This is a genomic window from Ktedonobacterales bacterium, from assembly GCA_036557285.1.
Taxonomy (GTDB): Bacteria; Chloroflexota; Ktedonobacteria; order Ktedonobacterales; family DATBGS01; genus DATBHW01.
Window position 1 is genome coordinate 24,613 of record DATBHW010000021.1, and the last position, 15,440, is coordinate 40,052.

Genomic DNA, 15,440 nt, shown 5'->3' on the forward strand with positions numbered 1-15,440 from the left:
TGAAATCTTAATCCTCGTTCAGCCGGAGGGTCCGAATGAGTGACGGTTTTGTCGCCATGCGGGTCGTGAGCATCACGGTCAGGAGAGCGATGATGGCAAAAACGACCATGACAAGACCCAGCGTCAGCGGCAGCACAATCTGCACAGGCAGCACATGCTGAATCACGTAATATTCTGTGCTGCTGATCGCGGCGCCGGGCATCGTTGGATTAGTAAAGACTAGCGCCGGTATGACTGTCACCACCAGAAGTACACCACAGACGGCTCCAAGCGCCAGCGCGACAGTATAGACGATACCTTGCTCCCAGGAAAGCATACTGGCAATCTGGCGAGGGGTGCTGCCCAGCGCCCGCAGCACAGCAAAACTGAACAGGTGGCGGCGCGCGTAGAACGAAGAAAATAACAGGCTGACCACAAACGCCAGCAGCAGAGTGGCTCCAGCGCCCAGGATGAGCACACCACGCAGCGCGAGAAAGAGCGGGTCTCGCTGCATCTGAGCAAGCATAGCTCGTCGGTCGTAGACCATTTCCAGCGAGAGTGGGCTGTGCGTCAGCGCCTCGCGCACTGCTGCCAGGGCCGAAGTCGTATCACTGGTGCGCAGCCAGATATAATTGATGGAGGGGGGTAGGTGGGCGCTGTCGCTCTGGTTATCCCGCTGGCTGAGCTGCTCAAAGGTCTGCGTATAGAGATGCAGATCGACCAGAATCCCTCCAGGCGTGAGATAGTCCTGGCCCCCGGCGGTTTGCAGGCTATCGTTGATGGTGGGGATGTGCTGTACCTCAGTGATGGCTTGAAAAGTCATACTGACCGGGCTGCCGGTGATATTTAAGGTGAACCTGGCGCCAGGGGTCAACTGGAGCGCGTTCCAGGCGACAGCATCAACAAGCGCGGGTACAACGAGCGTATCGCCCGTACCCTGTTCCGAGACAGCGATGCGCGCCAGCAGGGTGGGGAGCGGCTGGCTGGAGTCCTGATCGGTCCAGATGGCCGTCTGCGCAAAGGTGTTGGTGTCAACAGCCCGAATCTGGAGCGAGGTCGCCTGCCCGCTCTCCTGGACAGTTCCATCGGTGGCATTGCCAATCGTGGCAGAGGTGACGCCAGGAATAGCGCGATAGGTGTTCTCAACCACGTTCGCCTCTGGATGGCTTCCAAACGGTATAGGGATAGGGCCGCTGAAGTCTGCGCCGACCTGTTGCGCCGCCACATTGTTCATTTGCTGGGCTTCCGAGGCGCTGTAGACAAGGGTAAAGATAGCAAAGGAAACCGAAAGCGCCAGCGCGAGCAGCATACGAATGGATTGGTGCGGCGCGCGCGACATCTGCGCTAACGCCAGCGCAGGGGGCGCGGCGCGACGGCGGGTCGTCTGCCAGGCAAAAAACCGCAGCAGCCAGGGGAAGAGCCGCGCAAAGAGCAATACGGCAGCGATCAGTAAGAAGATTGGCGTCACCAGCGATACCGGCAGGAAGATCACCTGACTGGCGCGCGCATCGAGCGCGCCAGAGCGGGTAATAATGAACGAGGCGCTGTAGCCGCCAAAAGCAATACTGGCGGCCACCATATCCAACCTTAGACGCTGCCAGAGCGGGCGATGTTTCGAGCGAGCCGTCTCTTGCCGGAATCCCAGCAGTGTTTGCCGGGTCGAACCCCAGATCGAGAGGGCGATGATGATCATCGCCGCGACCACCACCGCTGTGACATACCAGCGCAGCCCAAGCGCAGCCTGTAATGGATCGGTAGAGACACTCTGAAGGGCGCTCTGATCTGAGGAAGAAAACATTCGGCTCACCAGCAACCGAACGATCAGCAAAGCAAACGCAGGTCCAGCAGCCAGGGCAAGCAGTAAAAGCGTCAGCATTTGCAGAGCAAACGCGCTAAAAACCTGGCGGCGACTGGCTCCCCGGCTGCGTATCAAAGCCGTGACTTCAGCCTGGCGATCAACAGAGATACTCACCATCATGTTGACAAAAAAGAGGATCAGCCCTAACACCTGAATCGCCAGGATAAAGAGAGGAATGAGAATCACGGGGATGCGGTCACGAAAGCGTTCCAACGAGCCATGAGCGCCATAGATATTCATGGTCGGGCCGATAAGCTGGGGATGCTGGAGCGCAGGTGTCTGGATCGCGTCCCCTCCAAGATGAATCTGCGCGCTGTTCAGACGAGCGATCAGGTTGTCCAGGTTGCTAATCGTCACCCGCGAGGCATCCAGAAAGAAGTACAGGAGCATGGTCGGGGGAGCATCGAACTCGGCCATCGTCCCCCCATGCGCCTGAGCAAGCTGTGTAACCGTCGCCAGAAAGGCGGCGCTGGACATGATCGCTCTGTAGCTGCTCGCAAAGCCAGCGCGCGCCGGCTCGAAATCCTGCGCGTGCCAGAACGGATCGCTCCCATCAAGAGCAATAACGCCAACCACATGCAGGGGCAGTTGCAGCGCGATATAGTGCTGTGGATGCTCTACAGGAGTCTGTTCGGCGTAGAAGGGAAATTGCAAGGGAATAATGGAGCCGGGCGATACTTGCAGACTGGTCGCGCTCCGTTGAGTGAGAACAACCTCCAGGTCGGGGCCGGATGAGCGCGGTAATCTTCCCTGAAGCAGACGCAGATGAGAACTGGCCTGATCTATTGAAACGCCTGTCAGAAACATTGTATCGTTTTGCAGGCCAGGCGTGGCAAGGTTGATGCTGGACGTTTGCAGCACAAACTGTGAATAGTTGCTGAGATAGGGGCCGAGGTTGGCCTGGGTAAAGCTCCTGAGTTGTTTCAGCCCATCGGCGGCGATCTGGTTGGACAGCGCCTTTGCACCGGCCTGCAACTCGATTTCCGGGTCTTGCGGGCTGGCAGTGAGGACCGCGCGTACCCCGGCGGTCAGAGCCACCTGTGAGAGGAGCGGCACTGTGCAGGCGATGACGATTGCCGCCATGATCCCCAGCCCCGTTACCACCAGCCAGCGCCAACTCTGGCCCAGACGCCAGTAAGCCAGGGTGACACAGGGGGGAACCAGGCTCCGCTTAGCCAGCCGGGCTAACACCTGTCGTACCTGGGCCATCCACAACCTCCTTGGAGACATTCTTAACTCATGAGCATACTATAACAGAAACCCCAACCCTTTTTGGGTTGGGGTCTTCGGATGAGCGTTGAGGCTTCTAGATGCTGGCTGCGATGCGCTCTAGATCGCCCAGGCTTGCAGATAGGCCCATCTCCGAGAGCAGATAGGAGACGCTTCCGCGCGTCCAGAGAATGTCATACCGATAGAATGGTGAGCCATCGGACCAGAATCCCTTGGAGATCATGACCGCTGCGCTCACATCGCCCAGCGAAATCGTCGAAGTATTCACCTCAAGCGGATGCTGATGCCTGGCGCTGTCCTGATAGCTTCCTTGAGGCGGATTGATCCGGGCGTTTGATTCTTCTAGCTCCACTGTTGCGCTAGGAGCAGCAAGCGTATAGATAAGCTGGACCGTAGATGACGCTTCGTTCCCGCACATCGAACAGTGATCAAAGAAGACCTGCGTCAGATGCGCGCCGACTGGCAGGAATGCAGGCTGGTGGATAGGAAAAGGGGTGCGCGCTTGCGCCTGGGCAAGCTGCTGAGACGGAGTGAGCGCGGGCTGATGCGCTGCATTCCAGATGCGCGCAAACGAAACGATTTCTACGGCCAGGATAGCCACTATGATGAGGCTGAAGATGACCCATTTCAACGAGAGGCGGCGTCGGGAAAGCGAGGCCAGGGCAGAGCGTGGCTGAAGCGCCATCTGCTGGGTATTGATGGCAAGTACACGCTGGCCAGGCAGGCGGGAGAGAACGACTGCGCCACAGCGCGTAATCAGCCCAGGAGAGGAGACACGCCAGGCATAGCCCAGGCCCGACGCCAGCACAGCCAGCGGCAAGACCACCAGCGCGAGCATGCTCATATTGAGCAGCGACGAGTCTGTTGGAGTAGACAGGACGAAGAGCAGGCCATAGGTCAAGGGATTCAGCAGCGCCGCGCCCAGGCCATAGGCCAGCCCCGGCAGGAGCCAGCGTTTCGCCCGCAGACCCCAGGCATAGGGCAGTATGAGGTAGAGCAGCAGCACAGGCAGAAGCCAGTGCTGGCCGGAAAGTTCACCAACACTCACAAGGCTGAGCGGGGTGGAGAGGATGAGCAGGTGCAGTGGCAGGCTAGTTTTATCGGGCCAGACTGAGTTGTAGGCCAGTTGATTCAAGGCATTATTGACCACCAGTGGGTACGCCGTGGCCGTCCAGAGCGCCCAGACCACCAGCCCGCCAAGGAATCCAGCGCCCACGATGCGCCGGACATCCCAGCGCGCTGGATGGGCGGAAGCCAACCGCCGGGCGAGCGCGCCAGGTTTGCCAAAGGCGGCCACTGCCTGCTGCTCCGCTGCCTGGCGGTCCATGCCGCCCTCCAGCGCGTGCGCGGCGGCTTCCTCCAGATGCGCCCGCACTTCCTCCACAATGGCTGCCGTCTCAGCGGCGTCCAGGGGCAAGCGCCGGACAAGCGCGATCACATAGCGATCAATCGGATATTGCATCACTGCTACCTCCTACCGCCGGATGCGGCGGCCTCATCCGTGATAAGCCGACTCGGAATCCGGGCCGACTGTACGCCAGGGGCTTCGCCCAGCACGCGGGCCACGGCGCGGGCAAACAGATGCCATTCACTCAGCGCGGCCTGGAGCGCCTCCTGCCCGCGTGGGGTCATTCGGTAGTAGCGGCGGCGCGGGCCACGACGCGCCGCCTCAGTGGGCAAGGCCAGCCCCGGCGCGCCAGCCTCCTCCCAGGAAGCCTCAACCAATCCCTGCCGCTCGAACTCATGCAGCAGCGGGTAGATTGCCCCATCTTCAAAGCTGAGCGTACCGCCGCTCTGGTCCCGCAGCCGCTCGCACAACTCATAGCCATAGCTGGGCCTGGCCTGCAACAGATGCAGCAGCAGCAGCCCCAGTGAGCCTTTCTTGAGTTCACGCATCGCCTACTCCTTGCCTTTTCCACTATCATAGAGTCTGAGATAATGGGATTCTAGCTGGAGCAAGGCGCACTGTCAAGGAGGTGTTTGACACAGTTCACGGGATGTAAGACCAGATGCGCACGGTCCCATCCCCGCTGGAGGAAGCAATTTTCTTCCCATCCGGTGACCAGGCGAGTTGCCAGATTCTATCCGTATGCCCTCGATACAGCAAGGAGGTGTCTCCCGTCGTGACATCCCAGACCCGTATTACCTGCTCGTCTCCGCCCGAAGCAATATACTTGCCGTCGGGGGACCAGGCCAGGGCATACACCTCATTGGCGCTACCATGCCCCTGATACCTCAACAGAAGCTGGCCCGTCGTAGCATCCCACACATCCGCTTCATTGTCCGAGTGAATCGGGTAATGAGCTCCCGAAGCCCCCGTCCCCGAAACGATGTGCCGACCATCGGGCGACCAGGCTACCTGCCAGACTGGCGTCCCCTTTGACTGGTTATAGGTCATCAGGCGCATGCCAGTTGCTGCATCCCAGACCTGCACAACGCCATCATAGCTGGCCGAAGCGATGCGCCGACCATCGGGCGACCACGCCACGTGGCCCACAGCCTCGCTGTGTCCCCGATAGGTCACAAGCAGTTTTCCGGTAAGCGTATCCCAAACCTGGACCGTCCCAATGCTATTGCCAGAGGCAAGCCGTTTACTATCAGGCGACCAGGCAACTCCCCAAACATCGGTCCCATCGCCCGCGTAGTTTGCCACCTGGTGCCCATTCGCCGCATCCAGGATCAGTACCTGACCAACATAGGCGCCAGCGGCGATGCGTCGGCCATCGGGCGACCAAGCGATTGCCAGCACATGGTTGAGAGGACGGCCAGAAAATGTAAAGCTCCAGTTCTTGCGCCCACTCACCGCATCCCACTCCTGCACAGTTCCATCATCACTACACGAAACCAGCCGCTTGCCATCCGGTGACCAGGCAATTCCAAGCACATTGCCCATGTGTCCCTTATAGACGAGAAGCGAATCAGTGCGCATAGGAACAGATTCAGTGGGAGTTGTGCGTACAAGGGGCGTTGACGTGGGAGTGGAAGCGCAGGCCGACAGCATAGAAAGAAAGCAAACAAGGAAGAAACCTGGAAATACTCTGGAATAACGTACAAAGAACATCGCCTTACCTCCTTGCGCCCGGCACAGGGAGCTATTTGCCGGAAGAAATGCTCTCAACGGAAAAAAGAGAAATGCCGGACTCATCCAGGTACATGCCGCAACATATGCGAAGAGAGTCTCTCTGGTAACTACGTAACGGGCATTATTTTTCTCTCAAAGTACATATAAGGCCGATTGGGCAGCGGAAACCAGTCCCCCAAGACTCAACGGGTGCCTGATTATTAGTGAAATCCTGCTGTGGTAGGATATGTTCAGTCACGCAGGGAGAGTGAGGATACCCGATGAACTCAATTGTGGAAGCCCTGTTCACGCGCGCGCAGCAGCAGCCGGAACGCCTGGCGCTCCTCTTCGAGGAGCAGGCAATCAGTTATGGGCAGTTGGCGGCGGAAGTTGAAGACTTCGCTCACGCCCTGGTCGCCTGGGGTCTCCAGCCAGGGGAGCGAATTGCTTTGTTCCTGGAGAATAGCCCCGCGTTTGTCGTGGCCTACCTTGGCGCGCAGCTCGCCGGAGGCATTGTCGGGCTGGTGAATCCGCAGTACCGCCGGGTCGAATTACAGCACATCCTGACCGATGCAGGCGTGCGGCTCTGTGTGACCAGCGCCGCAGGAGCCGATGCGGTGCAGCCCTTGCCGCTGCCACAGTTGACAACGCTGGTGATTGCAGATGATCTGAGCGCCCCGGCGCTCAACAGCCCACCGGAACGTATCGCCTTCGCGGCTTTCGTCGCGCAGAGCCGCGCGGCTTCGCGCCGCCTGCTGGCCCTGCCAACTCCCGATGCCCCGGCGGTCCTTGGCTATACGTCAGGCACCACGGGGCGGGCGAAAGGCGCGCTCCTCAGCCATCGCAACCTGATCGCAAATATCACTGCGCTGACGGCGGCGTGGCGCTGGACAGACCAGGATCGGCTGCTCCTGGTACTGCCTCTGTTTCACGCGCATGGGCTGATGGTTGGCCTGCACGGGACGCTCTTCAGTGGGGCCAGTGCCGTCTTGCGGCGCGCATTTGATGCGGCTGATGTCCTCGCCATGCTCAGCCGCGATCCCAGCATCACTCTCTTTTTTGGCGTCCCCACGATGTATGCTCGTCTGCTGGCTGAAGCCGAACGGCAAGGAGCGCCCTCGCATCGGCTGCGCCTCTTTGTCTCTGGCTCCGCGCCGCTGAGCGCGCACCTCTTCGCCGACTTCGAGCGCGTCTTCGGCCAACGCATTCTGGAACGCTACGGTATGACCGAAACGATCATGAACCTTACCAACCCCTACGAGGGGGAACGACGCCCTGGAACGGTAGGAGGGCCGTTCCCCGGCCAGGAGGCGCGGGTTGTGGATGTGCGCGCCCGCCAACCGCTGCCCTCCGGTGAGATCGGCGAGATCGAGGTACGCGGCCCACACGTTTTTGCGGGCTATTGGAATCGGCCCGATGCCACCGCCGAAGCCTTCAGCGCCGATGGTTGGTTCAAGACGGGCGACCTGGGCTGGCGCAGCGCGGATGGGTATTACACCATTACGGGGCGCGCCCGCGAATTGATCATCAGCGGCGGCTACAACGTCTACCCCCGCGAAGTCGAAGACGTGCTGGCGGCGCATCCGGCAATTGCCGAAGCCGCCGTGGTGGGCCTGCCCGATCCCGACCTGGGCGAGCAGGTGGTTGCAGTGGTCGTACCCAGGGATGGCCTTACGCCCAGCGCCGACGACATCATCGCTTTTTGTCGTGAGCAGCTTGCCAGTTACAAGAAACCGCGCCGCGTAGCGTTTGTCGAGGCGCTGCCGCGCAACGCCCTGGGCAAAGTGCAGAAACATCTGCTGACCGAGCGATTGCGGGCTGGATGATTCAAGGGATCACCAGGCAAAACAAACCTGATAAAGAAGCGCGCTGAAGAGAGAGAAGCGTTCTTAGAAAGAGGTGGCAGCGATGAGAACAAATCATGTGAAAGAAAAATTACAGCGCGGCGAACCTGCACTGGGAGCCTGGCTGGTGCTTCCCAGCGTGGCTTCGGCCAGGGTGATGGCACGTCTCGGCTTTGATTGGCTCGCTGTGGATACGGAACACACCGCCCAGCATCCCGCGCTGATGGCGGAGATGATTGCCTGTATCGCTGATGCTGGAATCGCTGCTCCCCTGGTGCGCCTGCCTGCGAACTCCGTCGAGTGGTTCAAGTGGGCCTTGGATGCAGGGGCGTGGGGCGTTATTGTCCCGATGGTGCAATCGAGAGTAGAGGCTGAGCGCGCGGTTGCGTGGTCCAAATATCCTCCGCTGGGTACACGCAGCATAGGTGGGGTTTTTGGCCCCTATGGGTTCGGCGTCACCGACTGGGCCAGTTATGGGCAAGTAGCAAATGACCAGATTCTGGTGGCGGTCCAGATCGAGAGCGTCCAGGCACTCCAGAACCTGGACGAGATTCTGGCCGTGTCGGGGATTGATGTCGCCTTCGTAGGGCCAAATGACTTGCATGCCCACCTTGGGCTTGCACCCAGCAGCGAGGGTGCTGAACCCGCCTTTCTCGCAGCCCTGGAGCGCATCAAGGCAGAAGCGAAGAAACAGCAGATAGCACTGGGTATCTTCAGCAGCAGTGGGGAAGCTGCGGCTGAACGGGTACGGCAGGGGTTCCACATGGTCAGCGTGACGACGGATGTAAGCAGCCTGATCGTCGCGGCAACACAGCACCTGCGCCTGGCACGCGAGTAAGCATGCTATCCTCAGCGCGTTTATCCCCCACAATATTTCCTGATTTCGAGCGCGCTGCCGTCTCTTGCTTCTTCCCCTGTCTGCTCTCGTGAGGTTGCATCGGCGTGCTGAGTTTTGCTATGCTAAAGGCGAAAGAGCAGTGGAGTAGCAAGGCAGGTTGACATGAGCCAGCGCCCAAACGATCCACCTTCTCCTCCTGAAGATCAGGATGCCGGGGAACACTTACCTCTCATCGAACTGGAGACGCTGCTCAACCAGCCCCCCTCCCAGCGCAAGCGATTGGTCCAGATCAGTCTCATGCTGGCAGCGTTCCTGGTCGTGGTCGTGACTTTTTGGGACACCATCGTACCCAGTCAGCCATCAGTCCCGCCGCTTCCTGTCCAGGCGCCTCCTCCCCCACCCACAGTAAGCATCATGAGCAACGTCAACTACGGCGCTCTCACGATCAACGGCCAGCCACAGCGCGGCGTTCTCCCGCTGACCATCAAGTTGTCAAGCCAGCCCCCTTACACCATCACATTGAACGCGCCGCCATTCCAACCACGCACCTGTCATTTTCCTCCGCCCATATCTATCGTGCCGTATGCTTTCCATCCATGTGATGCCGGGCGTACCACCGCTCTTAACCAGGAGGCATCGAATACCCTGGAGATACTCTTCACCCTGGCTGATCTGCCAGCAGCGCAGCGCCAGCAGATTACAGCCCTGATTTCGCGTGAACTTACGGCCCAGCAAACGATCAATGTACCTGCCCAATCCTTCATCGTCACTGGCCTGAACCGCGACGGAACACTGAAGACCCGGCGGCTCACTGGACCACTGCACGCCAGCGCCTTGCTGGTTCCAAGCGCCCCAAACGCCCAGCGGGGTGTTTTCTGTTTTAGCTTCACCTGTGCTGTTCTCGGCGGATTTCCACATGACTACTCCGCGAGCGGCCAGTTCTGGCAGGTGCGAACACCTTTCGCGCTGCGCTGGCGCTTTACCACCGCCAGCGGACAGGTTGTCAGTGATATACTGTTCCCAGCATCCCCTACCTTGCTCAGCCTCTTTCTCACCTATGATGCAGTGGCTGGCTGGCAGTTGGGGCCGCTTCCCTCGCAGTATGTGAGCCTGAGCTACCAACTGACTCAGCTTGTCTGCATAACAGGCGTGCAGATGCTCAGCGTTGAGCAGAAACGCTCTCTGAGAGGCGCAGGGTGGAATATCACTATCCTCCACGACCAGGGAGTCGCGGGCTGTGAGCTTGAACTTCAGCAGAATAACGTTGACCAGGGGCGCTTCGTCTGGCGTTTTGGCGTCTTGTTGGCCGCCGATGCCAGGGCGCACAAGACCCTTCCCACTCTCCCTATCGCTCCATCGGGTGAGTTGGCTGCCGTTGGGGGGTAAAGAGGCGTCCCAATAGCCGGGTGGGCGGACCTGTACGCCCACAGACTGGAGACCTTCCATGACTTCTGACCCTCAGCAGGCGCCTGCCGCTTCGATTGCCCCAGGAACCCAAATGGGTCTGGTTTCCGTGGCCGTCGCCGACCTTAACAAATCTCTCAGGTACTATACACAGGGACTCGGCTTCGCCGTCCTTGAACAACACGAGGGCAGTGCTACTCTGGGTGTTCCGGGTACACCGCTCCTCTTCCTCACTGAAGAACCCGGCGCGCAGCCCTTCCCGCATGACCGCTACGGCTACACCGGGCTTTACCACTTCGCTATTCTGGTACCGAGCCGCGCCGATCTTGGGCGATGGCTTGGGCACTGGCTTGCAGCGGGCCTTCCCTTCCCCGGCCAGGGCGACCATCTGGTCAGCGAAGCCTTCTACATCACTGATCCTGATGGCAACGGCATCGAGGTCTATCGTGACCGTCCCCGCGAGGAATGGCCCTATATCAATGGGCAGCTTCAGATGGCGGCAGATCCCATTGATATTCAGGGCGTGCTGGCGGCAGCCGAGCAGGAGGGAAAGTCATGGAGCGGCATGGCGGTGGGCACACGCCTTGGACACATGCACTTGCAGGTTGGCGCCATTGATCAAGCCGAAGCCTTCTATCATGGGGTGCTTGGCTTCGACATCATGGTCAGGATGCCCACCGCGCTCTTCATTTCCGCTGGAGGCTACCATCACCACATCGGCATGAACATCTGGCACAGTCGCGGTGCTGGGCCAGCTCCCGCTGGAATAGCCGGGCTGCGCTGCTTCACCATCGAGATGCCCAGTCAGGAAGCGCGTACCGCCGTCCTTGAGCGGGTTCGCGCGGCGGGTCTTTCCTTCACTGAGACAGGCAATATTGCCACCCTTGAAGACCCCTGGCGCAACAAGATCGTCTTGACTATCGGGCCAGTGGCCGTCGCCCAGGTAGCGACAGAGCTCACCTTTGTGAAGAGCCTTTATTCCCACGATTCTGCTTGAAAGCATCGAGTGTCGCCAGCAGCACCTGACCAGCGGCTTCTTTAATCACGTCCTTGAGCGCAATGACCGGCCCATTGACACGTATCACCTTGACCGAACCCATGATCGTTTTCAGGCGAATCTCCAGGTGGGGCGCAGGACTTGCGGAGGGGATCTCTGACGGAAACTCCTCATTGAGACGAGCGAAAATGCCGTTGCGCTCCTCGCCCATCACCTGTGTCTCGCCAATCAGCGAGAACGCCCGCACCGTGACGTGGACTTCGCGGGGTACATAGATCACCGCCTCACCTACCGGCACAAACACCTCTAACACGCTGTCTGGCGGCAGCGTCGCCAGGCTCAGGTCCAGCTTGATCTCCCCAACCCACAGCCTGAAGCTGGTGTGCGGCTCCAGGCGCCAGGGACGCCGCATCCGCTTGAGTTCGCCGATGGTCCCCACGATTCGCTGGATGGGCGCCGCTGCTGGCGCTGAAGGCGGTTCTGGGCGATGCAGCACACTTGTAGCCGTAGTAGAAGGAAGTTCCGCTACAATCGTCTGGCACTCCTCCGGCGTTTGGGCCACAATGAGCGCATTGAGCGCATATTCAAATTGCTCGAAAGTAAGGATGCCCTGCTCGTAGCGGGTGCGCACGAGCTGAATTGCCTGCTGCTGGGCAGTAAGAACTGGTTGCTGTTGCATCAATCCCGCCTCCTGGGAATGCTCTGTTGTGTCACAATCTATCACACAAGTATAATCTATACGATTGACTTCCTGCTGATGTGACCAGGGAGTAGGGAATCATAAACGTTGGGAGATAGTTATCTATGAATGTTGACCTTCAACACCTGGCTGACGACGACTTTTGTTACCTGACCACCACTGGCCGCCGTTCAGGCCATCCGCATACCATCGAAATCTGGTTTGCCCTCCACGGGCAGACCATTTATATGCTTTCCGGTGGACGCGACAAATCGGATTGGGTAAAAAACGCACAGCGCACCCCGGAAGTCCAGGTGAGAATTCGTGAGAGAGTCTTCAGCGGGCAGGCGCGGCTGGTCACAGACCCACAGGAAGACGCGCTCGCCCGAAAAATCGTCTATGATAAGTATACCCCACGCGACAGCGACGACCTGAGCGATTGGTCACGCACGTCGCTTCCTGTGGCCGTTGACGTAGCCATCTAGCCGAAGCGCACCTCCTGATCGGACGTTTGCTTGACAACTAGAAAGAGGCAGACTGGCAACCCCATCTTTTCAAGGCTTGACAAGCTCCTTGCCTCTCCCTATAGTAGCGGGCGAGGATATTAACATATACGATACGGTGTATGCCAGCCAACATTCCCCAGGCACAGCCCTGGGGCATCCCATATTGCTACTCATGGGAGGGTGTTCGATGAGTCTCACCAGCCGTCTCATCAGCTTATTGCTCCGTTTGCCGCCAGCCGAAACCCATGACCTTGTAGTCACACACGACCTCTCGATACCCATGCCCGACGGTGTAGCCCTACTTGCCGACCATTACGCGCCCCGCACTGGCGCTAAGCGCCCAACCATCCTGGTCCGTACTCCTTACGGGCGGCGCGGCTTCTTTGGCGCTATCTATGCCCGCCCGTTCGCCGAGCGCGGCTATCAGGTTCTCATCCAAAGCTGTCGTGGCACTGCTGGCTCTGGTGGAGAGTTCAGATATGCCCGCCACGAGCTTGATGATGGGCTGGCAACCATCGCGTGGATCAAGCAGCAGGAGTGGTTCTCAGGCGACCTGGCTATGATCGGCGGCAGCTACCTTGGCTTTGTCCAGTGGGCGGTAGCCGCTGAGGTCGGGCCAGAATTGAAAGCACTGGTACCGCAGATCACTACCGCCGATTTCAACCACTTCCGCTTCCAGGGCGGGTTTACCCTGGAAAGCTCGCTGGGCTGGTCCACCATGATGACCCAGCAGGCCGCCACTGGAATGCGGCTGAGCGCCCTCCTGGGCCAACGCAAGCAGGAGCGCAAACTCGCCCAGGCGTATATGCATCTGCCGCTCAAAGAAGCTGACCAGCTTGTGGTTGGTCAGCCCTCCCAATCCTTCCAGAACGTCATTATGCACGGGCCAGACGACGATTACTGGAAACTCGTTGACTACAGCGCCCATGTTAGTGAAGTAACTGCGCCTATCTATCTTCAGGCTGGCTGGTACGATCTCTTCCTTGATTGGCAGCTAAAAGACTACCAGACCTTGCGCGCGGCGGGTCGCCAGCCCTATCTGCTCATTGGCCCCTGGACACATGGGGAGTTCCCCAGCCTGCCCACCATGACGCGCGAGACACTCGCCTGGCTGCAAGCGCACCTGAAAGGGGACCGCAGCCAACTGCGCGAGGCTCCCGTTCGGCTGTTTGTGATGGGGGCCAAGGAATGGCGCGATTTCGCCGACTGGCCGCCGCCAGCCAGGAGCGAACGCTGGCATCTCCAGCCAGATGGTGCACTGGCTCCGACCACGCCGCCCGCCTCCGAGCCAGACCACTACCGCTATGATCCTGGCGATCCAACCCCGGCGGTAGGCGGCAATTCCCTGGGGGCGCAGGAGCGTATGGGAGCAAAAGATAACCGCGCCCTGGAGGCGCGCGCAGATGTGCTGGTCTATACGAGCGCCGTACTGGAACAAGACCTGGAGGTCATTGGCCCGGTCACTGCCGACCTCTATGTCCAATCCAGCCTGGAACATACCGATTTCTTTGCGCGGCTCTGTGTCGTGGAGGCGTCGGGTAAATCGCTCAATCTGTGCGATGGCATTGTGCGCCTGACCCCCGACAGTTCAGTCCCGGAAGCAGATGGAAGCCGACATATCCAGATCGATCTCTGGCCTACCGCCTATCGCTTCCGCAGCGGCCAGCGCATTCGTGTACAGGTCTCCAGCGGCGCGCATCCGCGTTTTGCCCGCAACCTGGGGAGCGGGGAGCCGCTGGCTACAGGGGCTAAACTCCTGACCGCCGACCAGACCATCTACCACGACCCGGACCATCCTTCTGCCATTCAGCTGCCAGTTCTCGGCGCCTAAATGGTTCGCTGGCAGCTAGCGATAGAGAAGAAACCCCAGGAGGCCCGCCAGCCCTAAAATCAAGAGTACATTTACCTTGCGGCTTAGCGCCAGCCCGAAGGCGCCCACGGCGATCAACAGCCCTTTCCAGTCTACTCCAGGCTGGCGCAAGATCGTCCAGACCACTGTGAGCAGCAGACCCACAACGGCAAGGGAGACCCCTTGCATTGCCCCCTGGACCCAGGCTCGCTGCTCAATGCGAGCATAGCCAGCGGCAATGACGAGAGACAGAAGCGCGGGGAAGGTAATCGCCAGCAGGGCCAGCAATGCGCCCGAATAGCCATAGGTCAGGTAGCCCAGGCTGATGACCCATAAGCCGTTCGGGCCAGGGCTGATCTGTCCAATAACGATTGATTGCCCAAAGTCGGCTTCTTTTGCCCAGCCGTTGGTGAGCAAATCCTGGTGCAGACTGGGCAGATTGCTGAAGCCGCCAGTGGAGAAGAGCGAGGCTTTCAAGAACAGCAGGAAGTAGAGGATGGGATTAATCATAGCTGTTCCCCTGGCTCTTCCGGCAGCGGCGTCATTGATCGCGGCGCAAAGAAGGCCGCGCCGAGACACGCGGCGCCAAGCACAACCACAATCACCGATAGATTGAAGAGGATAACGACCAGCGCACTGGCGATTATCAGCGCACCGCTCGCCAGCACATACCGAAATCCGACTTTATAAAGCCTCTCAAGAATGGGCCGCGCAAAGTTCAGCCCAACGAGCAGCATGATTCCTCCCGTCGCCGGGACCACGCCTCGCAACACAGCCTGGACCGCTGCTCCTTGCTCTATCTTGACAAAGAGGGCAGCTAACAGGCAGGTGATTATTCCACTGGGCAGGAGCAGACCAGCAAGAGAGGCAACAACACCCCAGGCTCCTCCCAGTTTCTTGCCAAGCAGAATAGTGAGAGCGATGAGATTGATACCTGGAGTCAGCAGGCACAAATTCCACAGACGCAGAAACTCTTCCATTGACAGCCAGCGTCGCTTCTCGATAAACACGCGCTGGATTAAGAGCGTGGTTGATGCCCCGCCTCCAAAGGACTGCAATCCAATACGTACCCAGATGCCAAAAAGCTGCCAGGCTCCAGGTCTGGAGTCTTGTCTGCTCATAATAACTCGCTCCATTTTCTTTTGAGAGATTGCCTTGAGGAGAAGCAGCACATCCATACCAAACCACCATCCGC

General features: G+C 59.4%; 13 protein-coding genes. 6 read left to right on the forward strand and 7 right to left on the reverse strand.

Annotation, left to right across the window (positions count from 1 at the left end):
* Nucleotides 1-7: 7 nt before the first annotated feature.
* The 4 genes from VH599_07100 to VH599_07115 all read right to left on the reverse strand — a co-directional run bounded on the left by VH599_07100 (nucleotide 8) and on the right by VH599_07115 (nucleotide 5,996).
* Nucleotides 8-3,046, reverse strand: a complete 3,039-nt coding sequence (locus VH599_07100; protein HEY7348072.1) for an FtsX-like permease family protein — start codon at nucleotides 3,044-3,046, stop codon at nucleotides 8-10.
* A gap of 97 nt (nucleotides 3,047-3,143) precedes the next feature.
* Nucleotides 3,144-4,529, reverse strand: a complete 1,386-nt coding sequence (locus tag VH599_07105; protein ID HEY7348073.1) for a permease prefix domain 1-containing protein — start codon at nucleotides 4,527-4,529, stop codon at nucleotides 3,144-3,146.
* A gap of 5 nt (nucleotides 4,530-4,534) precedes the next feature.
* The gene (locus tag VH599_07110; protein HEY7348074.1) at nucleotides 4,535-4,963 is read right to left on the reverse strand and encodes a helix-turn-helix transcriptional regulator; all 429 of its coding nucleotides are present in this window, start codon (nucleotides 4,961-4,963) and stop codon (nucleotides 4,535-4,537) included.
* A 94-nt stretch (nucleotides 4,964-5,057) separates the two neighbouring features.
* Nucleotides 5,058-5,996: a WD40 repeat domain-containing protein gene (locus tag VH599_07115; protein HEY7348075.1), complete on the reverse strand. Its 939-nt coding sequence runs from the start codon at nucleotides 5,994-5,996 to the stop codon at nucleotides 5,058-5,060.
* A 413-nt stretch (nucleotides 5,997-6,409) separates the two neighbouring features.
* Between VH599_07115 and VH599_07120 the strand changes: the two genes are divergently transcribed.
* From VH599_07120 to VH599_07135, 4 genes are all read left to right on the forward strand, one after another.
* On the forward strand, nucleotides 6,410-7,954 hold the full coding sequence (locus VH599_07120) for an acyl-CoA synthetase (protein HEY7348076.1): 1,545 nt from the start codon (nucleotides 6,410-6,412) through the stop codon (nucleotides 7,952-7,954).
* Nucleotides 7,955-8,036: 82 nt separating this feature from the next.
* Complete coding sequence (locus tag VH599_07125; protein ID HEY7348077.1) at nucleotides 8,037-8,810, forward strand: aldolase/citrate lyase family protein; 774 nt, start codon at nucleotides 8,037-8,039, stop codon at nucleotides 8,808-8,810.
* Nucleotides 8,811-8,972: 162 nt separating this feature from the next.
* Nucleotides 8,973-10,196 (forward strand): hypothetical protein, encoded by a 1,224-nt coding sequence (locus VH599_07130; GenBank protein HEY7348078.1) that lies wholly within the window; start codon nucleotides 8,973-8,975, stop codon nucleotides 10,194-10,196.
* 58 nt (nucleotides 10,197-10,254) lie between these two features.
* The gene (locus tag VH599_07135; protein ID HEY7348079.1) at nucleotides 10,255-11,211 is read left to right on the forward strand and encodes a VOC family protein; all 957 of its coding nucleotides are present in this window, start codon (nucleotides 10,255-10,257) and stop codon (nucleotides 11,209-11,211) included.
* On the opposite strand, the gene VH599_07140 is transcribed toward VH599_07135, so the two are convergent.
* A complete protein-coding gene (locus VH599_07140; GenBank protein HEY7348080.1) occupies nucleotides 11,171-11,890 on the reverse strand; it encodes a LiaF domain-containing protein in 720 nt (239 codons plus the stop codon). The genes VH599_07135 and VH599_07140 overlap by 41 nt on opposite strands.
* Before the next feature lie 125 nt (nucleotides 11,891-12,015).
* On the opposite strand from VH599_07140, the gene VH599_07145 reads away from it, so the two are divergent.
* Both VH599_07145 and VH599_07150 read left to right on the forward strand, forming a co-directional pair.
* Complete coding sequence (locus VH599_07145) at nucleotides 12,016-12,375, forward strand: nitroreductase/quinone reductase family protein (protein ID HEY7348081.1); 360 nt, start codon at nucleotides 12,016-12,018, stop codon at nucleotides 12,373-12,375.
* Nucleotides 12,376-12,583: 208 nt separating this feature from the next.
* Complete coding sequence (locus VH599_07150) at nucleotides 12,584-14,227, forward strand: CocE/NonD family hydrolase (protein ID HEY7348082.1); 1,644 nt, start codon at nucleotides 12,584-12,586, stop codon at nucleotides 14,225-14,227.
* Nucleotides 14,228-14,242: 15 nt separating this feature from the next.
* On the opposite strand, the gene VH599_07155 is transcribed toward VH599_07150, so the two are convergent.
* The gene (locus VH599_07155; GenBank protein ID HEY7348083.1) at nucleotides 14,243-14,755 is read right to left on the reverse strand and encodes a chromate transporter; all 513 of its coding nucleotides are present in this window, start codon (nucleotides 14,753-14,755) and stop codon (nucleotides 14,243-14,245) included.
* The gene (locus VH599_07160) at nucleotides 14,752-15,366 is read right to left on the reverse strand and encodes a chromate transporter (GenBank protein HEY7348084.1); all 615 of its coding nucleotides are present in this window, start codon (nucleotides 15,364-15,366) and stop codon (nucleotides 14,752-14,754) included. The genes VH599_07155 and VH599_07160 overlap by 4 nt, the downstream gene beginning before the upstream one ends.
* Between the last annotated feature and the right edge of the window lie 74 nt (nucleotides 15,367-15,440).